General features: G+C 34.0%; 25 protein-coding genes. 7 read left to right on the top strand and 18 right to left on the bottom strand.

Annotation, left to right across the window (positions count from 1 at the left end; genetic code table 11):
- Positions 1-5: 5 nt before the first annotated feature.
- The 6 genes from abc-f to PB01_RS08855 form a co-directional block, all read right to left on the bottom strand.
- Complete coding sequence (abc-f, locus tag PB01_RS08875; RefSeq protein ID WP_151699876.1) at positions 6-1,871, bottom strand: ribosomal protection-like ABC-F family protein; 1,866 nt, start codon at positions 1,869-1,871, stop codon at positions 6-8.
- A 110-nt stretch (positions 1,872-1,981) separates the two neighbouring features.
- The gene (locus PB01_RS21760; RefSeq protein WP_318837530.1) at positions 1,982-2,113 is read right to left on the bottom strand and encodes an RAxF-45 family protein; all 132 of its coding nucleotides are present in this window, start codon (positions 2,111-2,113) and stop codon (positions 1,982-1,984) included.
- A 71-nt stretch (positions 2,114-2,184) separates the two neighbouring features.
- Positions 2,185-2,406, bottom strand: coding sequence for a hypothetical protein (locus tag PB01_RS08870; RefSeq protein WP_151699875.1), 222 nt, complete (start codon positions 2,404-2,406; stop codon positions 2,185-2,187).
- Positions 2,407-2,502: 96 nt separating this feature from the next.
- Complete coding sequence (locus PB01_RS08865) at positions 2,503-2,898, bottom strand: sporulation protein (protein WP_151699874.1); 396 nt, start codon at positions 2,896-2,898, stop codon at positions 2,503-2,505.
- Between the two features lie 5 nt (positions 2,899-2,903).
- A complete protein-coding gene (locus PB01_RS08860; protein ID WP_151699873.1) occupies positions 2,904-4,097 on the bottom strand; it encodes an AI-2E family transporter in 1,194 nt (397 codons plus the stop codon).
- A 70-nt stretch (positions 4,098-4,167) separates the two neighbouring features.
- The gene (locus PB01_RS08855) at positions 4,168-5,112 is read right to left on the bottom strand and encodes an LCP family protein (protein WP_151699872.1); all 945 of its coding nucleotides are present in this window, start codon (positions 5,110-5,112) and stop codon (positions 4,168-4,170) included.
- A 119-nt stretch (positions 5,113-5,231) separates the two neighbouring features.
- On the opposite strand from PB01_RS08855, the gene msrA reads away from it, so the two are divergent.
- Together msrA and PB01_RS08845 are read left to right on the top strand one after the other, a co-directional pair.
- Positions 5,232-5,753 carry a peptide-methionine (S)-S-oxide reductase MsrA gene (gene msrA / locus PB01_RS08850; RefSeq protein ID WP_151699871.1) on the top strand — a complete coding sequence of 174 codons (522 nt, stop codon included), beginning with the start codon at positions 5,232-5,234 and terminating at the stop codon, positions 5,751-5,753.
- A gap of 295 nt (positions 5,754-6,048) precedes the next feature.
- Positions 6,049-7,647, top strand: a complete 1,599-nt coding sequence (locus PB01_RS08845; protein WP_151699870.1) for an ABC-F family ATP-binding cassette domain-containing protein — start codon at positions 6,049-6,051, stop codon at positions 7,645-7,647.
- A gap of 25 nt (positions 7,648-7,672) precedes the next feature.
- Here the strand turns inward: PB01_RS08845 and PB01_RS08840 are convergent, their stop codons facing one another.
- The 4 genes from PB01_RS08840 to PB01_RS08825 all read right to left on the bottom strand — a co-directional run bounded on the left by PB01_RS08840 (position 7,673) and on the right by PB01_RS08825 (position 10,196).
- Positions 7,673-8,164: a YkvA family protein gene (locus PB01_RS08840; protein ID WP_151699869.1), complete on the bottom strand. Its 492-nt coding sequence runs from the start codon at positions 8,162-8,164 to the stop codon at positions 7,673-7,675.
- A 375-nt stretch (positions 8,165-8,539) separates the two neighbouring features.
- The gene (locus PB01_RS08835) at positions 8,540-9,364 is read right to left on the bottom strand and encodes an STAS domain-containing protein (RefSeq protein ID WP_151699868.1); all 825 of its coding nucleotides are present in this window, start codon (positions 9,362-9,364) and stop codon (positions 8,540-8,542) included.
- Between the two features lie 161 nt (positions 9,365-9,525).
- Complete coding sequence (locus tag PB01_RS08830) at positions 9,526-9,726, bottom strand: cold-shock protein (protein ID WP_090561394.1); 201 nt, start codon at positions 9,724-9,726, stop codon at positions 9,526-9,528.
- A gap of 191 nt (positions 9,727-9,917) precedes the next feature.
- Positions 9,918-10,196 carry a DUF1033 family protein gene (locus PB01_RS08825; RefSeq protein WP_151699867.1) on the bottom strand — a complete coding sequence of 93 codons (279 nt, stop codon included), beginning with the start codon at positions 10,194-10,196 and terminating at the stop codon, positions 9,918-9,920.
- Between the two features lie 161 nt (positions 10,197-10,357).
- Between PB01_RS08825 and PB01_RS08820 the strand changes: the two genes are divergently transcribed.
- The 3 genes from PB01_RS08820 (at position 10,358) to PB01_RS08810 (ending at position 12,559) form a co-directional block, all read left to right on the top strand.
- Complete coding sequence (locus PB01_RS08820) at positions 10,358-10,639, top strand: acylphosphatase (protein WP_151699866.1); 282 nt, start codon at positions 10,358-10,360, stop codon at positions 10,637-10,639.
- A gap of 80 nt (positions 10,640-10,719) precedes the next feature.
- Positions 10,720-11,397 carry a 5-bromo-4-chloroindolyl phosphate hydrolysis family protein gene (locus tag PB01_RS08815; RefSeq protein ID WP_151699865.1) on the top strand — a complete coding sequence of 226 codons (678 nt, stop codon included), beginning with the start codon at positions 10,720-10,722 and terminating at the stop codon, positions 11,395-11,397.
- Positions 11,369-12,559 carry a toxic anion resistance protein gene (locus tag PB01_RS08810; protein WP_151699864.1) on the top strand — a complete coding sequence of 397 codons (1,191 nt, stop codon included), beginning with the start codon at positions 11,369-11,371 and terminating at the stop codon, positions 12,557-12,559. Before PB01_RS08815 ends, PB01_RS08810 begins: the two co-directional genes overlap by 29 nt.
- A 220-nt stretch (positions 12,560-12,779) precedes the next feature.
- On the opposite strand, the gene PB01_RS08805 is transcribed toward PB01_RS08810, so the two are convergent.
- From PB01_RS08805 to PB01_RS08775, 7 genes are all read right to left on the bottom strand, one after another.
- Complete coding sequence (locus PB01_RS08805) at positions 12,780-14,663, bottom strand: vWA domain-containing protein (RefSeq protein ID WP_151699863.1); 1,884 nt, start codon at positions 14,661-14,663, stop codon at positions 12,780-12,782.
- A gap of 9 nt (positions 14,664-14,672) precedes the next feature.
- A complete protein-coding gene (locus PB01_RS08800; protein WP_151699862.1) occupies positions 14,673-15,536 on the bottom strand; it encodes an ATP-binding protein in 864 nt (287 codons plus the stop codon).
- 50 nt (positions 15,537-15,586) lie between these two features.
- Entirely contained in the window at positions 15,587-15,784 is a 198-nt protein-coding gene (locus tag PB01_RS08795) for a DUF6501 family protein (protein ID WP_151699861.1), read from the bottom strand.
- A gap of 107 nt (positions 15,785-15,891) precedes the next feature.
- Complete coding sequence (gene odhB, locus PB01_RS08790; protein ID WP_151699860.1) at positions 15,892-17,121, bottom strand: 2-oxoglutarate dehydrogenase complex dihydrolipoyllysine-residue succinyltransferase; 1,230 nt, start codon at positions 17,119-17,121, stop codon at positions 15,892-15,894.
- Between the two features lie 29 nt (positions 17,122-17,150).
- Positions 17,151-19,955 (bottom strand): 2-oxoglutarate dehydrogenase E1 component, encoded by a 2,805-nt coding sequence (locus PB01_RS08785; protein ID WP_151699859.1) that lies wholly within the window; start codon positions 19,953-19,955, stop codon positions 17,151-17,153.
- A 270-nt stretch (positions 19,956-20,225) separates the two neighbouring features.
- Entirely contained in the window at positions 20,226-21,599 is a 1,374-nt protein-coding gene (locus PB01_RS08780) for a sensor histidine kinase (RefSeq protein ID WP_151699858.1), read from the bottom strand.
- Positions 21,596-22,267 carry a response regulator transcription factor gene (locus tag PB01_RS08775; protein ID WP_151699857.1) on the bottom strand — a complete coding sequence of 224 codons (672 nt, stop codon included), beginning with the start codon at positions 22,265-22,267 and terminating at the stop codon, positions 21,596-21,598. Before PB01_RS08775 ends, PB01_RS08780 begins: the two co-directional genes overlap by 4 nt.
- A 628-nt stretch (positions 22,268-22,895) precedes the next feature.
- Between PB01_RS08775 and PB01_RS08770 the strand changes: the two genes are divergently transcribed.
- Complete coding sequence (locus PB01_RS08770) at positions 22,896-23,441, top strand: GNAT family N-acetyltransferase (RefSeq protein ID WP_151699856.1); 546 nt, start codon at positions 22,896-22,898, stop codon at positions 23,439-23,441.
- 508 nt (positions 23,442-23,949) lie between these two features.
- Here the strand turns inward: PB01_RS08770 and PB01_RS08765 are convergent.
- Complete coding sequence (locus PB01_RS08765) at positions 23,950-25,041, bottom strand: undecaprenyldiphospho-muramoylpentapeptide beta-N-acetylglucosaminyltransferase (protein ID WP_151699855.1); 1,092 nt, start codon at positions 25,039-25,041, stop codon at positions 23,950-23,952.
- Positions 25,042-25,086: 45 nt separating this feature from the next.
- Here PB01_RS08765 and PB01_RS08760 point away from each other — a divergent pair, with 45 nt between their 5' ends.
- Positions 25,087-26,442, top strand: coding sequence for an MATE family efflux transporter (locus PB01_RS08760; protein ID WP_151699854.1), 1,356 nt, complete (start codon positions 25,087-25,089; stop codon positions 26,440-26,442).

Raw genomic sequence — 26,442 nt, 5'->3', positions numbered from 1 at the left:
TATGTTTACTGGGATTCCATCCATTGTCCAATCAAGTCTTCTAATTCTTTTTCTTTCACATTTCTGATAGTAAGTAGATTTTCATATTTTGGCCAGTCTTCTTCCACATCAATTTGCATCTTTAACACTAGTATTTCCTCTTCCAACAACCTAATATCTTCTTCAAAAGGTCGAATATTTGGAGGCTTAACTTTTGCTAATTTTATCGGATCTTTTTTTTGTATGATAACTGATGCAATTTGTTTTGACTGCTGTTCCTCCCATTTTTCACGTGCCCATTTGTATGGTCCTTCAAAAGTAGTAAGTTGACCTTGGTCTAACCATGCAGTTCGAGGAAATAATTTATTTAAAAAGTACCGATCGTGCGAAACCGCTAATATTGTTCCTTGAAAGTCATCCAAAGCATCCTCTAAAACTTCTCGTGAATCAATATCCAGATGATTCGTTGGTTCATCTAGCATCAATAGGTTGATATCTTGATGCATAAGTTGAGCAAGTCGCAGGCGCATACGTTCACCCCCACTCAAATCTCCTACTCGTTTAAATACATCTGGTCCGTAAAACATAAACTTTGCAAGTATGTGACGAGCGTCACCCTCTAAAACATTAACCTCACTACGAAACACATCAATTAGCTTTGCTTTTGGTTCCTGCGTTTCAAAGTGCTGGGATAAAAAACCAACTCGAACATTACTGCCTAAACGAACCTTTCCTGAATCCACTGGTAATTCTTGCAGAAGTGATTTTAAAATCGTTGATTTTCCTGTTCCATTTCGTCCAACAATCGCAACACGTTCTTTCCAATATACATGTAAATTTGCATCTTGAAGCAGCACTTTTTCTCCATATGATTTCGATACTTGTTCCATGATAACTACTTCTTTCCCACTTCTAGGAGCCGCATCAAACGATAAGCTCATCTTCTTTGGATCTATCAGTGGTTTCCTTATCTTCTCCATTCTTTCTAGTGCACGTTCCATATTTCTCGCTTGTCTGTGAAGCCCAGCGTTTGGCGGCACAGCCTCGTTTGCCCATATTCTCAGTCGCTTAATGGTTTCTTTCATTTTCTTTATCTTTTTTTGTTGTTCTTCATATTCTTGGAACTCACGCATTAATGCTTCTTCTTTTTCGATAATAAAAGATGAATAATTCCCATGATATAAAGTTATTTCTCCTTCTTCTAAGTCTGCAATTTTCGTAACAACTTGATCTAGAAAATATCGATCATGCGAAATAATAACTACAGTACCCGAATAAGAAACTAAATATTGTTCTAACCATTCAACTGCAAATAAATCTAAATGGTTTGTAGGCTCATCTAATAATAATAAATCAGGTTTCATTAACAAGAGCTTTCCAAGCATAATTTTCGTCTGTTCTCCACCGCTTAATGTCGTAAAGGGTTGGTGGACAAAGGTGAATAATTGCAGACCTTCTATGACTTTATTAATTTCCGAATCAATTGCATACCCATTCCGATTCGTGAATTCCTCTTGAATATCTCCGTATAGTTGTAGTAATTTCTCTAACTCATTAGGAGCTGCTGTGGATAGCTTTCCTTCCAGTTCTTTCATCTTTGTTTGTATTTGCATTAATTCCTCAAATGCTGTATTTAATACATCGAAGCCAGATACGTCTTCTGAAAATGAAGGTATTTGTGTTAAATAGCCAATTTTTGTACCTTTTTTGAAATGAATGCTTCCTTCGTCTGGTAATTCCACCCCAGTGATTAATGTCAGCAGCGTTGTTTTTCCACTACCATTTCGTCCAACTATCCCTAATTTATCTCCAGTTTTAATGCATAAAGACAAATTTTCGAAAATTGTATTTCCTCCGAGCATTTTACTTATTTCTTGGATAGTACATATCATATTTTCCGCTTCCTCTCATCTCTGATTTAGCTGGAAGCATTTTTCTGCATAGAAAAAAGACTGCATATAAGCAGTCTTCTCCCAAAATATGGTTCAGAAAGAATGGCTTATCAGCTGTGAAATTCATTTAATTGACTAAAAATGGACAGACTAGTCCCGTTAATACCAATTTCATGAGTAATCGCACAAGACGTGGATAAAAATTCCAATATAAATCTATGTGCATTCACAGCGTTCTTCATTCTTTCTTCACCTCCGTTCAGTTAGTTTAGAATATTCTATCACACTTTTTACTTTACGCCAAATTTTTTCCTTATTTATCTAAAAGATGGTCATTATTTTCATCTTTATCTGGAAGTCCAACATCATTTTCCATATCCACTTTTTTATTTCCTGTATTTGGCACCGTATTTGAATTTGCATTACCATTGATCTGGGTCTCAGGGTTAGGTGGTCCATTAGAATTTCTGTTAAAACCACAAGCAGATAAACTAAGCGTTAGGACAATCAGAAGGACGACAAAAAATTTCCGCATAACATCTCTCCTCATTTTTCATTATATTGCCCGTTAATTAATAAAATATGCGCAAAAAAACTCCAGCTGACTTTCACTGGAGTGTTAAAAAACAGGTTATTCTTCAATATCAAAGTAAATCTCGTCTTCGTCATTATATTCCGATCCATTTTCAAATAAAACGGTTGTACGTAATATTAAGTTTGTTACTTCGTTATTTCCATCAGGCAACCAACGTTCATCAGGCATAATTTCAAAAGGAATCATTTGCATGTCTTTTGATGCTGACGAGCCAACTAGTTCGATAGAATGCTTGGAAACGATTTTGGATATTTCTCCATTTATTAATTTAAAAACTTCTAGTTTTATGTTTTCTATTGATTCGTCATCGTGTACTCCGTCAATATAAATTGTTCCGGAAAGGTTAATCCCATGCTCAATATAAGGGTGATCCACAACTGTATCAATTTTAAACGTTTGTACTTTTATGGAGGATTCAAACTTCTTCGTCATTTCTCTCAGTCCACCTTGTTATTTGTATACTCATAATGTTTTTCTATATTCGATTCATATCTATTATAACGCTTTTTAAATAAGGTATAAAAATGTGAAACAATTACTTTTAATATTGCATACCCTGGAATTCCTAAAATTACACCTGGTACACCAAACAATGACCCAGAAGTAATTAAAACAAAAATAATCGTAATTGGATGAATATGTAGTGATTTACCCATAATTTGAGGGGAGATAAATTTCCCTTCCACTAATTGAACAACTGTCCATACTATCGCAAGCTTGATTAACATAAAATGTGGCGTAACTAATGCAATGATTGCAGCTGGTGTTATTGCTATAACAGGACCTAAATATGGAACAACACTTGTCACCATTGCTATTACTCCAAGTAACAACGCATAGTCCATTCCAATAATTGTAAATCCGATATAGATCATAAAACCTATACACATAGACACTAATATTTGGCCTTGGATATATGAGCTAATTTGTTTATCGATATTTTTAAATACGGAATGTAAATCATCCCTCATACGAGGTGGAAATAACTTCATAATATATTGTGGTAACTTTTCTCCGTCTTTCAATAAATAGAAAAGGATAAAAGGAACCATTACTATAGATAAGATAAAGCTTGTTACTGCACCAACAATAGAAGTTATTCCACTTGCAATACTTGCAACAGTACTTTGAAACAACTTGCTTATTTCAGTTGGTACATTTTTCAATAAATCCATTACATCATTTTCAATTTGTAAATAATAATCTGCTACAAAGGAGGTTCTTAAAAAAGTATCTAAAGAATTAAGCAATTGTATAAGGTAATTAGGTAATTCATCCACTAATCGAATGGATTGTGCTTTCAAAAATGGAAAAACTAAAAAAACAAGTAATGTGATTAATCCTATTAATGCTAGGAAGATGATTAATATTCCCCAAACTCGTGGAATATTAATTTTCTCTATGAGTCGCAAAATCGGTCTTAGTAGATAATATGCAATGACTGCTAATATTATGGGTAAAATCACATTCCCTAAAAATACAGTTAATGGAATGAAAACAAAAGATATTTTTTCGTACACCATCACGACTACACCAATTAGCAACAGCATTATTAGCGTAAAAAAGGTATTACGTCCTCCTAGAAATTTTATGTACCTGGTAGAAAAAAAAGAAGGTTTTTCAGGCTCCACTCTTATCAAACTTCCTTTCCTATGTACTTTTATTTTACGGAGGATGACGAAGATTAGCAATGCATAAGTATTACTTTTCTTCTAAAAATTCAGAAACTGCAGCTTTATTTTTTTCTTTATTGATTTCTATGACTGACCCAGCGTGAGAATAACTGTTAAATGAATAGGTTCCTTCTATTGGTATTGTTAATTTTTCAATATCCAGTTTACCGCTCGTAATCGCATCAAAAACTCGTTTAACCTTATCTGTTTTTGTATAATCGGTTTCTATATAACCTTCAGCTGCTCCTGCAAATTTGGGCACATTTGGAAAGTTTTTTATGGAAAGCACTTCATTTTTTAAAGCTTCCATCACGAGTTGTTGCCTTGATACTCTACCAAAATCACCTTCTGAATCATGACGAAACCTTGAATACCCAAGTAATTCTTTTCCAGATAAATCATGTTGCCCCTTCGTGAGCGATACACCAATTTTCTCAGACATATCTTTTTCTACATTAATAGGGACTCCATGAGGAGCAATAATATCTACTAATGATTCAAAACTGCTAAAATCGATTAAGGCATAATGATGAATAGGAATATCAAACATATTTTGTAAAGTTTCTTTTAATAAATTCACACCATCCAAATAATATGCAGTATTTAGTTTATACGATTTATACCCTGGAATTTCCGCGTATATATCTCGCATAAATGATATTATTTTCACATCATTTTTCTTTTTATCCCACGAGACAAGCATCATTGTATCTGTTCGAGCTTTATCCTCACCTCTTGAATCTACTCCAAGAACTAAAATATTTTCTCTATCCCCAACACTTAGCTTATCACCAGTAAAATTCTCCGTTTTTAGTTTTTCACCACTAGCTAATTTATAACCAATCGAGTACTGGGTAAACGTATAAACACCACAAATTAACACCGTAAATACGAGTAAAATCAGAACAATTCTGCCTACTCTTAACTTTCTTTTCGGCCTGGATCTAGTTTGACCTTTCTGAGTTTCATCCATGCTAAAATCTCTCCTTTATATACCTATCATAACGTATTATAAATCGGTAAGTTTCTGTTTTTTTGTCTATCTTCTCATGAAGTGGTAAAATAAATTTTACAAGATTAGGAGGGATACTAGTGATAGAAAAAGCAACGTTTGCAGGTGGCTGTTTTTGGTGCATGGTGAAGCCATTTGATTCATGGGACGGTATACATAAAGTGACGTCAGGATATATGGGTGGACATCTAGAAAATCCAACTTATGAAGATGTAAAAAAAGGTAATTCTGGGCACTTAGAAGTCGTAGAAATTCAATTCGATCCTACCATTTTTTCGTATGATCAACTTCTTGAAATTTTTTGGCAACAAATTGACCCTACTGATGGAGGAGGTCAATTCCAAGACCGCGGAGAAAGCTATACATCTGCTATATTTGTCCATTCGGAGGAGCAAAAAATACAAGCCGAAAAATCAAAAGAATTATTGGCAGCAAGCGGTAAATTTTCAAAGCCTATCTTAACGCCAATTAGAGATGCAAAAGTTTTCTTTGAAGCAGAAGATTATCATCAAGACTATTATAAAAAGAGTCCAAAACATTATAAAGAGGATCGTGCCCAATCAGGTCGAGATGAATTCCTTTCAAAAAACTGGAATGAATAACAAGTTAAATAGAGAATTTATAGCTGAACAATCATTTCATAGTTGTTCAGCTTTTCTTTCAGATTATAGTGTTTGAAATATTTACAAGAAATATGCGCATCTTGTCTTTACTATTTTCTAAATGAAATAAACTAAAAATTGGCTACACTTTGTGATCAACATTATACTTCTATATCACTCTTTAAAATATCAGTGCTCATAATTCCTCCCCTGTTAATTCTTCCTTAATAAAAATACCTAATTTACCGCCATTCATGTTATAATAATAGCATTGTGAATTTTAGGAGGTACTACCATGATTGCAGTAAGTAATGTAAGTCTTCGTTTTGGTGATCGTAAGTTATTTGAAGACGTAAATATAAAGTTTACTCCAGGCAACTGTTATGGATTAATAGGTGCAAATGGAGCAGGTAAATCAACATTTATCAAAATTCTTTCGGGTGAAATTGAGACCCAAGAAGGCAATGTAATTATGAATACAGATGAACGTCTAGCGGTTTTAAAACAAAACCATTTTGAGTACGAAGAATATACGGTTTTAGAAACAGTAATGATGGGTCATAAACGTTTATATGAAGTAATGAATGAAAAAAATGCTATTTATATGAAAGAAGACTTCTCTGATGAAGACGGCATGCGTGCGGCTGAATTAGAAGGTGAATTCGCTGATTTAAATGGTTGGGAAGCAGAATCAGAAGCAGCTATTCTTTTACAAGGATTAGGTATTTCTGATAGCATGCACCAAAAGAAAATGGCTGAACTAACTGGTTCTGAAAAAGTAAAAGTGTTATTGTCTCAAGCGTTATTCGGTAAACCGGATGTTCTTTTACTCGATGAGCCTACTAACCATCTAGACATTAAAGCAATTCAATGGTTAGAAGATTTCCTTATCAACTTTGATAATACGGTTATTGTAGTATCCCATGACCGTCACTTCTTAAACAAAGTATGTACACATATTGCGGACTTAGACTTCAGTAAAATTCAAGTCTATGTTGGGAACTATGATTTCTGGTATGAGTCAAGCCAACTAGCTACAAAACTGGCTTCTGATCAAAATAGTAAAAAAGAAGAAAAGATTAAAGAACTTCAAGCGTTTATTGCGCGATTTAGTGCAAATGCATCTAAATCAAAACAAGCAACTTCTCGTAAAAAAATGTTAGATAAAATAGAGCTAGATGATATTAGACCATCTTCACGTAAATACCCATATGTAAACTTCTCTATGAAACGTGAAATTGGTAATGATATTCTACAAACTCAAGATTTAGGCTACACTTTTGAAGGCGTAAGACTTCTAGAAAAAGTTAATTTTACATTGAATAAAGATGATAAAATTATTCTTCTTGGTGGCGAATTAGCAAAATCTGCTTTACTTCGTGTCCTTGCTGAAGAAGAAGAGCCTCAAGAAGGATCTATCCGTTGGGGTGTAACGACTACTCGTGCATACTTCCCTCTTGATAATGCAAAGTATTTTGAAGGAAACGAGGCTTCCTTAGTAGACTGGTTACGACAATACTCTCCAGATGATGAAAGTGAAACATTTTTACGTGGATTCTTAGGTCGTATGTTATTCTCAGGTGAAGAAGTGAAGAAAAAGCCCTCTGTGCTTTCAGGTGGAGAAAAAGTTCGCTGTATGCTTTCTAAAATGATGCTATCAGAGTCGAATGTACTTTTACTTGACGAACCAACTAACCATTTGGACTTGGAATCCATTCAAGCATTAAATAATGGATTAACTTTATTTAAAGGTGCAATGATCTTTACTTCACATGACCATCAGTTTATCCAAACAATTGCTAACCGTGTCATTGAAATCCGTGAAGACGGATCTATATTTGATAAGCAGTTAACATATGATGAATATTTAGAATGGAAAGACCAGCAAAAATAAATGCTTAAGGGGCTTTATCAGTCCCTTAAGCATTTTTTGTTGATTTCTTAATAAATCTACTGAGTAACGATCTTGCTGGAATTTTCCCAAGCAATGTGTTACTTGTTTCAGAAATCTTTTTTAAAGCATCCAATAGTTTCATATCTCCAACCCAATGTTTTTCAATTATTTCTGGAGAAAACTTATTTAACAACATATTTATAATAAAAGTTGCAACAATTATATCATCAATAAATCCACCTGGTCCTATCAAACCTTCCGGGAGTAAGTCTATTGGTGAAATGAAATATAAAATACCACTTCCAATTAACGTTTTACTCTTTATATCAATTCTATTATCTAGCATTGCTTTTATGAGTAAATGAAACAAATCTGGTGCAAACAATAAGTAAGGTGCTAACTTACTTTTTTTTCCGGATTTTGTAGATAAAAAATCAGATATTCTTAAACGTAACTTCTCATAAAAATCCCGCTGTTGCTCATATGTTGGCAAGTCTCTTTTTAAATCTATCTCCACAAAAATCTCCCCTTTCCTATTTAACTATACCAAAAAATGAGGTAAATGAAACATAGGACTTAAATACATGTCTAATACTACTAAAATAAGAAGCTCTAACACAGAATTAGCTTCCATTAACATTATTATCTAGTTAACTAAATAATATCCAAATTCAAAGTTAGTGCTTAAAACACAAACGATAAATAAAATTAAATGTGAGAAAGTCGTATAATATATTTCATAAATCTGCATAATTTTAGCTATCGGCAGACGCTTTCCGCGGAGTGAGCGATGAGCCATCGTCGCCGCCTAGTGCTCCAATCAACAAAATAATTATTGCACATTTATAAATAATTAAATGTTAGTTATGAAATTCACTCAACTATCTCCTATTTACTTTATAAAATATTCGTTTAAAGCATGTTGTAAAGTTCCGTAAGTTTTAGTTTCTTTTTCAAATGTGATACCTAACTTTACCATTTGTCTGACGACTACAGGTCTTAAGCCGGTGATGATACTTTGGCAACCCATCATGGAGGTTCCAGAAATCATTTTCATAAGCTTGTCAATTATCTCGGTTTCCATTTCCGCAACGCCGGATAAGTCAATTATTAAGGTTTGGATATGCAGTCTTCCTATTTCTATTAATACCTTTTCCTCAAGAATAGTGGTTCTAAAGGAGTCAACTGAGCCAATTAAAGGCAAAATACACATGTTAGGAGTGATCGGAATAATTGGAACAGATAAGTTTTCAACTACTTCTCTTTGTGCACTTATTAATGCATCCTTATATGTCGAATAATTAATGAAAAATACATTTAAAAAGTGATCAATTCTATTATTGAGTAGTTTCTCCAAATCAAAAATTGTATCTATAGTCAACTTTTGTGTAGCTTTGGTGTATTCCTGTATGAAACTCCACAGTGTTCTGCGAATAGCTTGAACCCATTCAAGTTTGAAATAGAGCGTCAACGAATGTGTTGCCCATGCAATTCCTTCTTGTTTTGCAAAAGCTTGAAGCTCATCTTGTTTCTCACCATCTATTACATAATAAATTAGTTTGTGTGCATTGTTAATAAGATCGATATCTCCAACTCTTAAAATATCATTTATTTTATCTCTTACATTTACAGCTTGGTCTAATAATTTACTTTCGAAGCGTTGTTTATTTACTTCAAAGAAATTATTGAAATTCTCATCTAAAAATTCCTTTTCCAAAGCTTTTCCCCCTTAAAAATAGTATTCTCCCACCTTTATAAATAACCTAAATAAGTATTCACTAAACTACATTGAGAAAACAATTTATCTTTTAATATCATACTTCTTATTTTCCACAAAAAAAGAAGCTCTCCATTGTGCGGAGAGCTTCTTTTCTATCATTATAGTTTTGTTACGTTTGCAGCTTGTGGTCCACGGTTGCCTTCTACTACTTCAAATTCAACTTTTTGACCTTCTTCAAGGGATTTGAATCCTTCTCCTTGAATAGCAGAAAAGTGTACAAATACATCATTTTCCCCTTCTACCTCGATAAAACCAAATCCTTTTTCAGCATTAAACCATTTTACAGTCCCTTGTTTCATCCCATTACCTCCAAAAAATTAATCAATACATGAAGAATAAAAAATTCACATATTCCATGAAGTACCGATATCACATCGATCACTACATAGGATATGTGAATTAAAAATACGGTTTCTCACTATGGATTGTTAATTAAATTATATCATTTGGATAAAAATAGTCAATAAGTATTTTTATAATTCTAAATCTTTTACTTAATTTCATTCCAAATGATTCCATGGTATATTTGGAGATCTTCATCACAATAATCGCAAAAACATTGTTCCTGCACGGACCAGAATGCCCAATATTTATCATCTTTGGCCTTTTCCATAGGAAACTCTTTTCGCAATTCATTCAGTCTTGTATTTAAATAAGCTATCCCCTCATCCTTCTTTTCAAATAATACTTTTTCAATTATATGCTCTTGCCAACCTTCAAATGCCCACCACGGTTCAAAGTCTGCCTTCATGTATATAATTTGATACATTTTATCCCCTCTAACATTAATTATTAACTCATATATTACTGCTATAATTTAGAAAGTCTACTTAAATGACTTAACCGAATAAATAAAATTGAAAAACAAGCAAATATCGGTTAAGTTATAGAGAATACAATTCTTGCGCCAAGGGAAAGGAGAAGATACTCATGAAAAGACGAGCACATATTCATACGTACGGTGATGTAAATGGTGTTAGTTTCCGTTTTCTTGTGAAACAAAAAGCACAGTCTCTTGGTTTAAAAGGAATATGTAAACAAAATGAAGAGAAAGAAATAATTATAGACATTGAAGGCAATACGAAAAGCTTGGAAGAATTTTTAAATTATATTCTAAAAGGTGTATCTCCAGTTACGAAAAAAAACTCATTTGAAATTGAATTTTTTGAGGATATAATTGGGTATACGACATTGAAAACAGACATTGTATAAGTACTTCTTTTTCTAGCAAAATGAAACCTTCTTCCTTATCATTCGTATTATAAATTGTAGATAAAAGGAGGTAACCAATTATGAGTGAAGTAGCTCATTCGTTCTTTCGACACTTTTTAAATATACCTATTATGGTATCATCCTGGTTCATCTTCTTTTTTTCATTTGGCTCAGGCTTTTTCCTTAGTTCTGCTCTTGGTTTAGGTGTTTATTTAGTATCGAATATTAGTATTAAGAAATTGCAACAACATAGAATTATGAAAAAACATCAATTGACACATTCTGAGTATTTCTTCATACAAAACCAATTAAAAGAAGCCAATAAAAAAGTCCGAACACTTAATAGTCAATACTTAAAAGTAAGATCAATTAGTTCTTTTAAACAATTATTCGAAATGAATAGGCTGGCAAAACGGATTATTTCGTTAGTGAAAGGAAATCCACGTAAATTTTATCAAGCGGAGAACTTTTTCTATGCTCATTTAGATTCGGCAGTAGAACTTACTTCTAAATATTCCTTATTAGTAGCTCAGCCAGTTAAAAACAGTGATATGAAATTTGCTTTACAAGATACACGGGACACACTACAAGCAATCAATATCGTAATGGAAGAAGATTTAAAAGACGTCCTCGCATCAGATATTGAGCAACTTAAAATGGAATTGGATTTTGCTAAGCTATCTGTCGGAGTAAAAGAACGACCTTTATATGTAAAAGGAGAATCAGAAGATGAACGAAAAACTAGCGAGTTCAAATAATGACTTTTTAATGGATGAATTATTAGATAGTCCATTTGAAATGACATCATCAAAAGAACAATCCCTCACAACTAATACAACTGAACCAACTCCAACAAAACTGATTGATCGTTTATCAGAAGTGGAACAACAAAAAGCTCGTCAATTGGCTGAGCAAATTCCTGCGGGTAATTATGAAGCAATTTTAACGTATGGAGCAAATGCGCAAACGGAGCTTTCCCGTTTTTCACAACAAATGTTAGACCATGTGCAAAAGAGAGATATTGGTCCAGTTGGTGATATTTTAGGCGATTTAATGCATAAGTTATCTGAAATAAATCCAGAAGAACTTTCTGCTCCAAAAAAATCAGGTATAAAAAAACTTTTTCACCGGGTAAATCGTTCTGTACAAGAAATGATGACGAAATATCAAAAACTGAGTACACAAATTGATCGAATTGGTATTCAACTAGAACATTCCAAACGTGGGCTAGTAGAAGATGTTCATATGCTGGACAAACTTTACGAACAGAATAAAACCTACTTCCAAGCTTTAAACGTTTACATTGCTGCTGCGGAATTAAAAAAAGAAGAAATAACGAACGTAACTATTCCCGAACTCCGTAAAAAAGCAGAAATTTCCAATGATCAAATGGCTTATCAAGAAGTAAATGATATGGCACAATTTTTGGATCGATTGGAAAAAAGAGCTTATGACCTACAACTGTCTCGACAAATTACGATTCAAAGTGCGCCGCAAATTCGTATGATTCAACAAACAAACCAAACGTTAGCGGAAAAAATACAATCGTCTATTATGACATCTATTCCACTTTGGAAAAATCAAATTGCGATTGCCTTAACACTTAATCGCCAACAAAAAGCAGTAGAAGCACAAAAGCAAGTGACAAAAACAACGAATGATTTACTATTAAAGAATTCTGAAATGTTGAAAGTAAACAGTATTGAAACGGCAAAGGAAAATGAACGAGGTATTGTAGAAATAGATACATTAAAGAAAACGCAAGAAAACCTTCTACAAACAATCGAAGAAACACTACGTATTCAAGCAGACGGTCGTGTAAAACGAAAAGCTGCAGAAATAGAAATCGGTCGAATGGAAGAAGAACTAAAACAACGTCTACTTCTTATAGCTGAACAATCACAAAACCGTCCTTCCTAGGAAAGACGGTTTTTTATATGCTTTGAATTGTACATTCTTCATAAGATTCATTACAAATCGATCCATGTACGGAGATAACTTGCTCTTGGATGGCGTGTTTGCTCTCTCATTGGCGGAGAGGCTCTCGGATAACGTGGTTGCTCTCACATCATCGGCGAGGGCTCTTTCACCGGCGACGTTTGTGAAGACAAGTTGCTCTTAAAATACGTTTATTCTATTCTTACGTACTTTTCACTACATGGTGAAGCATTTTCTTTAGTAGTCTTAACGTTTCTTCTGAAAATTTTTCTAAGGATGAAGCGGCGGCTGTCTTTTTTCCAAAGATTAAATGAAACAAATTTAATTGCTCTTCTGATGCTTCCGTATCATTTAAAAACAAATGCAAAACGGAAATATTCTTTCTTTCAAGCTCGACCACCGCTTCTGCTGTATCCATTATGCCATTTTGCGCATAACCAAATGCAGATGGCTCACCGTCTGAAAACATGAGAATAAATTTATGTTGTTCAGCTCTGTGTTCAATCCTCTTCCCCATCCATCTAAGTGCAAATCCATCACGGTTATCTTCATGTGCCTCTATTGAAAGAATCTGCAACCCATTATCTTTTTGTCCATCCTCTAACTTATGAACCCATTCAAATGTATTTGGTTGACTCTTTTCCGAAGCTTCAAATGCATCTTCATAGTGGACAACTACTTCATGTGTGATCTTTAACTTTCTTAATACATCATGAAATAAGAGAACGGCTTTCTTGGTTTCCTCCAGCTTATCTTGCATAGAAGCCGATCCATCTACAAGTAATCCGAATACTGCGTTTAGTTGCGTACTTGGAGCTGTCTTTTTATAAAACGGCTTTGGTCGCTCTTCTGTCCAGAGTACTGTCTGTTTAGAAGATAATCGCCCTTTTGCTAAATTTACTCGCTTCTCTATCTTTTTCTGTTCCATTCGTTTTTTCATTTCTTCTACGAATGCTTTTACGTAAGGAGCTTGTTCCTGCCGATATGATTGTAATAATAACTTATCATTTGAAGTAGGTGTCGAATTTAAACGTTTTTCTTCAAAAACAACATGTATATGCTCTTTTCCAAATGATTTGCCAGCTTTTTTAGCTTTATTTGAATTCTTTTTGTAATGTTCATCTTGCTTTAATTCTGTTGTATTGCCAGCTGATTGTCCTTGTCCAATCTCTGTAATATCATGACCCTCTTTGCCCTCTTCTGCTGAAATACTTTGATCTGCTTTACCATCTCTGCCATGCTCCAATTCATATTGCAAATGAACACCATTTTCCTGTTCATTTTCTCTATGCCAGCTTCGAAATATCTCTTCTATCGTTTCTTTCTTTGCCTCTTCCCCAGCTTCAGCATCTTTCATCCCTTGATGATAGTGAAAGGGGGTTGTAGGTAGATTAAAAGGTGAAAGAATAGAATAATAGTCATGTAAAGTATCTTCTTTTATATAGTCATTTAATAAATAATATAACGCATACACAACGTTAATAGATGATTGGGAGTCTTTATTTTCATATACTTTTTGTATAATATTATTTGCTTGTTGAAAAATTGCTGGCCCATCTACATGCATCGTGCCTTCATAAAGACTTATATAAATATAACTAATGAATACATCTGCTAGAAATCCTTTTTGGCTATTTACTACTAATTGTTGTTTATGAAAAGCCAAGTACATTTGAATTCGTTTTGCAAATAGCTTAACTGTACCTACTCTTTTTTTCTGGATCTTTTCCATTAAGCGAAATTCTTCTAAACAAAAGACTAATTGATCCATCCATTTTGCTAGTTTAACAGGACGTTCAGAGAGATATGCTTTCCATGCATTAATGTCAAAATATTTCCAAAAACCTTCAGTTAATAAGTAAATATCAGATATTCTTCCTGCATCCATCATACTTTGTTCTCTGTGTCTCCAAAAGACACTGATTGAGATCATTTGTTCTTCTGGTTGAAATTCCATTAACTTTCGTTCACTAACCATCAGCATTCCATTCTTAGTTAATGCTTTAGCAACATTTTCATAATGCATTAGTTGTCTTGCATCGATTGTTTCATTGTTAAATTGAATAAAACGATTAACAGAGGGCATCTATATACCTCACCTCATCCAAGAAGAGGCTAATTCTAATACTAGCTTTTTCTCTTGTTCATCTTCTAACTTTTCAGCAATAGCATAGGTAATTGCTCGTAGTGGTTCAATGAATTGGGACAGCTCCATAGCATGTTGTAGACTTCTAATAGAAGCCGCTTCTTCCGACAATAATCCTTGCTTCACTTGTTCCATTAAATCATCCGCTAAATTTAACATAAGTGTATGCAATTCTTTAGGAGCATAAGGATATAAATCTTCCCAAAGTTTTTCAAGTAGTTCACCAGAAATATAGGGAATAGAAAAAGATACAAAACGATTTTTTAATGCTTCATTCATAGGTGTCGTACCAATATATCCTTCATTTATCGCCGCAATAACGGAAAAATCAGGATGCGCTTTAATCACTTCTCCAGTAAAAGGATTAGTTAGCATCCTACGGTAATCCAATACGCTATGTAAAATAGGTAATGTCTCCGATTTTGCCATATTAATCTCATCTATATATAAAATATGTCCTTTTTTCATCGCTTCAATTACAGGTCCTTCCACAAACTCAATTGAGTTAAGTCCATCCTTCAAAACGATTGTTTTAAATCCTATTAATGCCTCTGCATCTAAGTCTACAGAACAGTTAATACTTTGCACCGGTTGCGAAAAAATTTGAGATACTGTTTCGGCAAGCTTTGTTTTCCCTGCCCCTGTAGGACCTTTTAGTAAAATGGGCTTTTTCAATGTTACGGCAATTAACACGTCATCTAATAAGTGTTCATTTGGAGAAACATACCCACCAGTTCCTATTAGTTGACGATCTCCTTCGCTATGGTTTCTATTTAAACGAATCTTTTTTTCTTTTTCAATCAGATCAATCATATATTAATTCTCCCTTTAATAAAAAAAGCCGATGAGATTCATCGGTTTTTTTATTGAAAATATTCTTTGTAGTAGCCACCTATTTTACCTGTATTATCGATGACAAATAGAAACTCTTCTGTCTCATTTTTTACTTCGTATGTTTTTCCAACAGTTAGTACATTACTTACTAAGAATTTTTTTGCATCTGTATGAACACATGTAACTGTTTTAAGTGTTGGTGAAGTAACCCAATTATTATGTATCATCTAACCACTTCCTTTACTTAATAGTATACGATTGTAATTCCCATAATTCAATAATTGCCTATAAAAAAATGCAGACATACCATTAGATATGTCTGCATTTTTACTAATTAAGAATTTAACATTAAGTCTTCTGGGCTTTCTAGAAGTTCTTTTACCATTTTTAAGAATCCAACTGAATCTTTTCCGTCAATTACGCGGTGGTCATAAGATAATGCCACATACATCATTGGACGAATTTGAATTTCTTCTCCAACAGCGATTGGACGTTTTTGGATAGTATGCATTCCAAGGATACCAACTTGCGTACCATTTAATATAGGAGTAGAGAGTAATGAACCGAATACACCACCGTTTGTGATTGTAAATGATCCACCAGACATATCAGAAAGAGCTAATTTATTATCACGCGCTTTTTTCGCTAATTGACCAATGTTATCTTCGATTTCTGCAAAGTTTTTACGATCTGCATCACGAACGATTGGTACTACCAATCCACCTTCAGTTGATACTGCGATTCCGATATCATAGAAGTTGTTTTTAACAATGTAATCTCCGTCAATTTGTGAGTTTACATATGGATATTTTTTAAGTGCAGCAACAACAGCTTTTGTAAAGAATGACATAAAGCCAAGTCGTACATCGTGATCATCAAAGAATTTATCTTTTTTACGAGAACGTAATGCCATTACATTCGTCATATCAATTTCATTGAATGTCGTTAACATAGCAGTGCTTTGTCTTACTTCTAATAAACGAGAAGCAATTGTTTGGCGACGGCGAGACATTTTCTCACGAGTAAAACGACCATCATCTTCTGGTGTAGCGGTAGCTGCTGTAGTAGGAGCTGCTTTTGTAGGTGCCGGTGCTGTTCCATGAGCTGATACGTCTTGAACACGTACGCGTCCCATCGGATCAACTGGTGAAATTTCACTTAAGTTAATGCCTTTTTCACGAGCAAGTTTACGAGCAGCAGGACTTGCAATGGTACGATCTTGTTCAGATGTAGTTTCAACCGCAACAGGAGCTGCTTTAGGTGCTTCAATTTGTGCAGAAGCTTCTGGTGCTTTTGTTTCAGCAACTGGTTCAGGTGCGGCTGATCCAGATCCCGCTCCTACTCTCGCAATTACCTGACCTACTTGAACGGTATCCCCTTCTGCTGCAAGTAATTCACTTACAACTCCAGCCTCTTCAGAAATTACTTCAACGTTTACTTTATCTGTTTCAAGTTCAACAATGAACTCACCTTTTTCAATTGTATCTCCTGGTTGTTTTAACCATTGTGCAATGGTACCTTCTGTAATTGATTCTGCTAATTCTGGAACTATAATATCTGCCACTTGAATTTCCTCCTCTAATCTTTCCTTGCTTAAATGCTTTTCACTGCTTCTTCTATTATACGCGCTTGTTCTACTTTATACGTATCAATATCACCTTCAGCGGTACTTGAACGGTCTACACGTCCTACGTATGAGATTTCTTTCCCATTCGCTAGTTCTAGTAAATATGGTAGTGCAAAATTCCAAGAACCTTGGTTTTTAGGTTCCTCTTGAGCCCAAACAAGTTGTTTCGCATTTGGATATTTTTCGATAATTGCTTGAATTTTTTCAGTTGGGAATGGATACAGTTGTTCTATTCGCACAATATGCAAATGTTCATATCCAGCTCCATCTTTCACTTTATCTGCTAAGTCAATTGCCAATTTACCACTTGCAAAAACGATTTTTTGAACCTTTTTCGTATTTTTTCCTAGACCTGGTTGTTCAATTACTGTTTCAAATTGACCTGTTGTTAACTCTGCTACATCTGCTCCTACTAATGGATGACGTAACAGTGATTTTGGAGATACGATAATTAATGGACGAATTGCTTCATCTTTTAACATTTTCGCTTGTCTACGCAAAATATGGAAATAGTTTGCTGCACTTGAAAGATTCGCAACCGTCCAGTTGTTTTCAGCAGCAAGTTGTAAATAACGTTCTAGTCGAGCACTTGAATGTTCTGCCCCTTGACCTTCAGCTGCGTGAGGAAGAAGCATCACTAATCCCGATTTCAAGCCCCATTTGGAACGTGCAGCACTGATAAAATTATCAAACATAACTTGTGCCATATTTGCAAAGTCACCATATTGAGCTTCCCAAATAGATAAAGAATTATTATCCTCGAGATTATATCCAAATTCATAACCTAGAACCGCTGCTTCGGTTAATGGACTATTGTAAACAACAAAGGATGCTTTTGCATCAGTAATATAATGCATTGGCGTTAATTCTGCACCAGTAGTTTCATCATGCAAAACTAAGTGTCTGTGTGAGAAAGTTCCACGCTGTGCATCTTGACCTGTTAAACGGACGGAATTTCCATCTTGTAAAATAGTTGCAAATGCAAGTGTTTCAGCATGACCCCAATCCACTTTCCCTTTACCTTTAAATGGTTCTTCACGACGTTTAAGAATTTTTTCTAACTTTTTGAACGCAGTAAAACCTTTAGGCCATGTAAGTAATTCTTCGTTTATTTTTTTCAACTGTTGCTCAACAACACCCGTTTGAATTTCCGGCATTCCATTTAATACTGCTTCAGGAATAACAATTTCATGTGCAGTGGATTGTGGAAGTTCTTTTACTCGGTCATATGCTTGTTGCATACCGCTAAAAATAGATTCATCTAAAGATTGTATTTCTTTAGTTTCAATTAAATTTTCTTTTACTAATTGTTGACCATATATTTCTCGGACCGTTGGATGTTTGTGAATAAGATGATACATCGTAGGATTTGTCACTAATGGTTCATCCATTTCATTATGACCATAACGACGGTATCCTAGAAGATCGATAACTACATCTTTTCCAAATTGTTTACGGTATTCATAAGCAAATTTAGCCACACCTAATACAGCTTCGGGATCATCTGCGTTTACATGAATGACAGGGACTTCATATCCTTTAGCAGGATCTGATGAGTAATAAGTAGAGCGAGAATCATAAGACTCTGTAGTAAAACCAATCATATTATTTGCGATAATATGAATAGATCCACCCGTTTGAAATCCACGAACACGACTATAATTTAATACTTCTGTTACGATGCCTTGACCTGGAAATGCGGCATCACCGTGAATTAGGATTGCAAATGCTGCATTCTTATCTTGTATTGGAAATCCTGGCATGCTAGTAGATTCTTGTGCAGCACGAGTTTGCCCTGTTACGATTGGACTTACTACTTCTAAATGAGATGGATTATATGCTAACTGGACAGTTAATCCCGATTTTGAGTGATAAGAAGCACCTTTATGGTATTTTACATCTCCATAGTATCCTTCTGATAATTCCAGCGACCCATCTTTAGGTAAGAATGATTCAGTTGGAACATGTGCAAATTCTGCAAACATCATTTCATAAGGTTTATTTAAAACATGTGTTAATACATTTAGACGTCCACGGTGGGCCATTCCAATGTTAACTTGTTTCGTTAGTGTTTTATCCGATTGACGTACCAATTCATCTATTAATACGACTAATGTATCTAAGCCTTCTATGGAGAAACGTTTTGCTCCTACAAATGTACGGTGAATGAATTTCTCGAAACCTTCAATTTGAGTTAAACGTTTTAATAAGTTTTTCTTATCATCTGCTGATAGGTTTTCTTTAATAACGCCGTTTTCAATTCGATTTTGTAACCAAGTACGCTCTTCTGGTTCCACAATATGAGCAATTTCAAAAGCAATATTAGTTGTGTATACTGCTTTTAAATGTTCGATTGCTTGCAATCCATTTGTAATATTTCTTGGTGCATTGGCAATAAGAAAAGTAACTGGTACTTCTATTAAATCTTGTTCTGTTAAATTATAAGTTTTAATATCGATTTTTGATTCGTTCTTAGGGCCATCATTAAGAGGATAAATATTAGCAGCAAGATGACCAGATGAACGAATAGCATCTGCTAGCTGTATAGCTCGAATAATCTTATCAAAATCATTCGAAGATCCTACAGAAACAGAAGAATTTGTACTTAATTCTGAAGAATTTCCTATGGAAGGAGCCCCATATTGTTGAAATAGACTAACTAATTCAATGTCCACTTCTTCCGGAGATTGTAGATATAAATCATACTGCTCCATTACATAACCAAGGTTAGGACCAGAAAAAGCTGACCAAGGTGATTGTTTGTTCGACATTTAGAAAAACCTCCAACATTTTGTGCCTTTTAGGCATTGATAATAAAAATTGCAATAATAATATTAATTGTATAAAAACAAGGAAACCTGTGTAAAACGTACACATTCTAAACACATTTACAGTTTACCACTATTTCAAGAGTACTTAAAGAACCTTTTGAAAGAACGATTTTTCCATTACCATCTTACTACTATCGCAAAAAAATACAATGCTTTTTTGCAAATTAAATAAGGATTTGTATAAAAAATTTCTTCAATTCTTTTCAAACATCACTTACTAGTAGTATATGGAAGATAAACACGGAACATTGCGCCTTCTCCCAACTTGCTTTCTACATCAATCTCTCCTTTATATTCCTTTACCAACATTTTAACAATACTTAAACCTAAACCGGATCCACCTTTTGATTTTGTTCTAGCTTCATCTACAGTATAAAATCGTTCAAAAATTTTCGTAATTTGATCACTAGAAATTCCAATTCCATTATCCGCTAAAGAAATAACCATGTTTTTAGCATTTCGAGTTACTTCAATCGTTATAATTGGATCATTTTCGTTGTATTTAATCGAATTATCAATCAAGTTTCGAAGGATTTGCTGCAAAGCAGTTGGTTGAATAGTAACAAAATAATCGGGATTAATTTCCATTGAAATAGCCACTTTAGGATGAATCAATTTATATTCTTTTTGTAAAAACTTTACCACCTCTAAAATACTTGTTTGAAATGTTTCTTCTGCATGTTCCCTTTTCGCAAGTTTTAACATTTCTTCCATTAACCTCTTCATTTTTTGTATTTCTTCTAAAGAGATTATTAAAGACTCTTCTAAAACATGTCGATCATCTTTTCCCCAACGATTAAGAAGGGACAAATGACCTTCTACTACTTGTATTGGTGTTCTTAACTCATGCGAAACATTGTAAATAAATTCATCCTGTCTGTTAATTGTTTTGGAAACTTCGTTCATAAGTTCTTTGTAAATGATTAACAATTCTCCTAATTCATCATTTGAAGAGTAATGAAAATTAACTTTTTCGGAAAACTTATGTTGCTTGGCCCGCTGCATCTCCCCTCTAAGTTCCTTAATTGGTTTTAATAAAATCGAAGACAAGGAATACCCAATAAGTGCAGAAATTAGAAGAGAAATAACCGCAAATATAAGCATTGCAATTAAAATATAGTTCATGAGCTCTGAGAAGCTATCTAAACTATGAGAAATTTCTACAAACCCTGAAAAAGTTCCAAAATTCAATTCTTCTACTTTATGATAAACAAGTTGATTATTTATCACATCTCTCTGAAATTCAGTAGAGGATTCTTTTGAGTATTCCGGGAAATTACTTGCATCATTTATTCGCAGTAATTCAATACCGTCTTTGTTTAATAATCGAATTGACTGCTTTTGATTGACAATTTGGTTTAACAATGTTCGATTTCTACTAATGTCTTGAATTGTTATAAATGGTCCTTTCGATTGTAAAGATTGTACTACTTCATTCAATGTATTTTGAGCAGTTTTCTTTTCTGAAATGAGCATCCAATTAAAAAGAGAAAAGTAAAGTATGACACACATTGTCAGAAAGCTTAAAAAGATAGAGATGGCAGAGCTATAGGTCCATTTTTTTTGAAGTGTCCAGTTTTTCATTGACGCATCACATACCCGACTCCTCTAACAGTTTCAATCATATGAGACATTTCCGGAATTTTTTTTCTAAGATGTCTAATATAAACATCCACTACATTTGTTTCTGCTTCAACATCATACCCCCATACTGTTTCTAAAATTGAATCTCTAGCTAGCACTTTATTTTTGTTTTCCATTAAAAGAACCAACAAATCAAACTCTGTTTTTGTTAGTTCGATTTGATTGTCTTGATAGAAAACTTGATGTGCATTTTTATCCACTAATAATTCAGACATAACTAATTTTGAATTCCGTTCATCTTCCCCACCAACCCTACGTAAAATCGCTCGTATTCTGGCAAGTAGTTCTTCTATAGCAAAAGGTTTTACCACATAGTCGTCCGCACCAGCCTCTAGACCCGAAACTCGATCAATTATGGCATCACGAGCAGTAATTAGGATGATAGGTGTGTTTTTTTGTTTTCTAACTCTTCTACATATTTCTAGTCCATTTAAACTTGGTAACATTAGATCAACTAATAACAGATCATAGGCTTCAAAAAGTGCATATTCCAACCCTTCTCTACCATCATGTACAACCCTTACTTCAAAGTTTTCATGCTTTAGTTCCAATTCCACGAACTTTGCTATATTCACTTCATCCTCAATGAGTAATATTTGTCGTTTCATACCTATATAATTCCCCTTTTAAAATAGTCGTTTGAGTTAGTATTTCAACTAAATACTTGTAATTTTCAAAAGTTTTTTTCACTTATTGACTTTACTCTAAGGTAGCTCCAATACTATAATATTGATTTTAGCAAACTTAGTAGGAATAGCTGCCGTTTCCTTGACATAAGTTATGTTCATATCCTCTTTTTTTACTAATTAGTGACACATAATGTTCAGTTAATTCATATACTAATTTCATATAGTTACTTGTAATTATTGCAAACGTAATATGATCAAATGATTTCCATTCTGCCTTGATTCTTGTATCCATCAATCATATGTATTTAGAAAAAAAGATACAAGTCTTTAGATTATTTTAGAAAATTTTTCTTCACAAAAAATTAACAATTTTTTTTTAGAAATTTATCTATGCAAATGGAACAAAAATTAGTATATTATAAAAGCAAATAATTTTATAAGACAAAGTTCGCTTTGTCGTGGGAAGGCAAATGGTGCGCCACCAGTTTTGAGCTGGTCCTAGTAGGTTCGATTCCTACCCCGAAATTTTTTATGCAATTCGAAATGAAAAATTTCAGGGACCTAGGATGATACTGCTCATTTATGGTTCTTTTGGGGGGCACTTTTGTTGATTAGAAAACGTGATTTACATGAATGTACTGCATTATATGAATTAATGGCAGAACCATCCGTACTTGCTTATGTACGCAATAAAGCAAGTTCAGCAGATGAATATTGGTTTATAACAAAACAGTTAATGGAAGAAGAAGAGAAAGGCCTTTCTATATCACGAACAATAGTTAGTGATTTCGGCCAACCGATCGGAACGATTAATTTGTTTGATATCGAAAATGGGGCAGGGTTTCTTGGTACTTGGATTGGTAAACCTTTTCAAGGGCTTGGATATAACAAAAAAGCTAAAGAACAGTTTTTACAGGAAATGTTTTTTGAGACAGATATTCATACAATCTTTTTACGTATACGAAAAAACAATGCGAAAAGTATACGGGCTACTGAAAAACTACCTTACGCAATGAAAGCTAATGACACGCATCCAAACATATATGAAGCAATAAATAAAGAAAATGATACATTCGATCTTTACTACATTCCGAAAGATTTATTCCACCTTGTTATGCTTCAAGAAAATACAGAAGAAGAACAAGCAATGTGATATAATTCATAAACTCCTGTCAACTATTTAGTTGACGGGAGTTCTTTATTTTTTAGATAATAAGTATATGAAATTGGAATCTAACGAATACAGTATCCACACCGACTTGAAGTCCTTCCGAATTGTTACTACCTAACGCAGGACTTCCCATATATTTTTACTCTTTCAGTCCACAGTATACATGAGTCAGTGAGAAAATATTATAGTAGATGGAACCTGAAAAAAAATAGATAACATCTATTGATAAAGAAGTGCTGAGCGGATGAAATTGTATCTTTGTCCGCTTTTGAATGATAAGGAAAGTATCTAATATCTCATTAACCAAACCTTATGTACCTTGTCTCTAACTATTCCAAGAGGGCACGGATAAACATTCGGCACAAGATTACCGAAAAAAGAGGATCTGGAAGTGAGGTAGTCACTTCCAGATCCTCCATAAAATTTTTCGTTAATAGTGTAGTAAATGTTTAGTCTACAGAGCTTAGGAATTGGTAATGAACAAATGCACTTATAGGCCGCTTGTGTTTTTCTTATATGTTAACAGTGTTTCTACAAATTGCGTTGGTGTTTTTGGAGATATAGCTCTGTACTGATTTGCTGTAATCTCGTCTGATTGTTGAACTAGTCTCGTAATTGATTCTAAAAACGTATTTGGAGTTAAGGCGTCTTCCTCTAACACAATTCCAAATCCTTTTTCTTCAAAGTAGTTCGCATTTAATAATTGATCACCTCTACTTGCATGAATAGAAAGGGGTATTAAAAGCATCGGTTTTTTTAGCGCTAAAAACTCAAATATGGAGTTTGAACCAGCTCTTGTAATAACGTAATTCGATATTTTTAATAAATGTGGTAACTCGTTATTAACATATTCATACGCAATATAATTCGGCTTACCTTTTAAGGACATATTTACATTTCCTTTACCACAAAGATGAATGATTTGGTATTTCATTGTTAAAACATCTATATTTTCATATATGGCCTCATTTATTTTTGCGGCTCCTTGGCTGCCTCCCATTATTATAATGGTCTCTTTATCAGCTCTGAATCCAGTTAACTCCTCTGCAGTAAAGGAATTTCCATTTAACAAATCTGGGCGAATAATTGCTCCGATAGAGGAAGCTTTTTCTGCAGGCAAGTATTTCAACGTCTCATCAAAAACTGTAAAAACATGTTTTGAAAAGGAACTAGCAATTTTATTAGCAAGCCCAAGTGTAATATCAGATTCATGAATAACTACTGGTATGTTTGCTAGTTTTGCTGCAATTACAACTGGAACCGAGACAAATCCACCTTTTGAGAATACGAGAGATGGTTTTACTTTTTTGAGTATTATTGCGGCTTGCATAGTGCCATAAAGGACTTTAATGGGATCGGAAAAGTTCTTCATAGAAAAATACCGTCTAAGCTTCCCATTTGAAATCGCATAATATGGTATTTCCGGGAAGTTTTCAGTAATTATTGTTTTTTCTATTCCATTAGAAGAACCTATATAATGTATTTCATAGCCTTTTTCTATTAATTCAGGAATAATTGCTTGGTTTAATGAAACATGTCCCGCAGTTCCTCCACCTGTTAAAACAATTGTGTTATTATTCATTAATAATCTCCTAACTATCTTATAACTTTAAAGGATGTATGCAAAATGCAAGAAACAAAAACATTATCAGAAAAAAGTTTTCAAATGATCAAAATAGTCGTCCCAATATTAGTCACTCAGGTTGCCCTGTATTTAATGACTTTTTTCGATGTTTTAATGACGAGTAAATTTAGTATTGATCATTTAGCAGGTGTTTCTATTGGCTCATCACTTTGGGTGCCAGTATATACTGGACTAACCGGTATTTTACTAGGCATTACGCCCATTGTAGCACAATTAATGGGTGCGAAAAAGAAGGAAGACGTACCCATCTTTGTGCAACAAGGATTTTATATTGCCATTGTGTTGGCAATTGTGATCTTTTTCGGTATTTTAATGTTTATTGATCCTGCGTTACAACTCATTCCGCTTGAGGATAGTGTACGCGTCGTGGCAAAGGATTATTTATATATGATGAGTATTGGACTTATTCCTTTATTTCTCTATAGTGTGCTCCGTTCTTTTATTGATGCACTAGGAAAAACTCGTGTATCGATGATTATTACGCTGTTATCTGCTCCTATCAATATTGCATTAAACTATATATTTATATATGGGAAACTTGGAATGCCTGCACTTGGAGGGGCCGGTGCAGGGTTAGCATCTGCACTTACATATTGGGTAATATTATTTATTGCGATCTTTATCGTATATCGCAACAAACCTTTTGCTGAGTTAAGGATATTCCACGGTTGGAGTAAACCATCCTTCATAAAATTTAAGGTTTTAACTAAAATAGGATTACCAATTGGATTGTCTATTTTTGCTGAAACAACGATTTTTTCTGCTGTTACTATTCTTATGAGCACTTATTCAACCGCTGTAATATCCGCACACCAAATTGCCATGAACTTCACCTCTCTGCTTTATATGGTTCCATTAAGTATAGCCATGGGAACAACCATTCTAGTTGGTTATGAAGTTGGTGCCAATCGTTTTAAAGATGCAAAAACCTATAGTTGGTTAGCAGTAGGTACAGCCATATCGTTTAGCTTTATCTCTGCAACGATATTACTCCTATTTAGAGAACAAATTGCAACTATTTATACGAATGATCAAGCAGTAATTACGTTGGCCGTTCAATTTTTCTTCTTTGCGGCATTATTTCAGCTTTCAGATTCTATTCAAGCTCCAGTTCAAGGAGCACTTCGAGGTTATAAAGATGTCACGATTACTTTTATAATGGCTATCGTTTCGTATTGGATTATTGGGTTACCTACTGGATATATTCTAGCAAATTATACTTCTTTTGAACGATTCGGCTATTGGATTGGCCTTATTGTTGGTCTAACACTAGGAGCTCTCACACTTGGTTCAAGACTCATTTATTTACAAAGGAAAATCAAAAAAAACGACGCGTAA

This window comes from Psychrobacillus glaciei, assembly GCF_008973485.1.
Taxonomy (GTDB): domain Bacteria; phylum Bacillota; class Bacilli; order Bacillales_A; family Planococcaceae; genus Psychrobacillus; species Psychrobacillus glaciei.
Note: the sequence above shows the minus strand (reverse complement) of the source record. Positions and strands in the feature narration are given on the sequence as shown.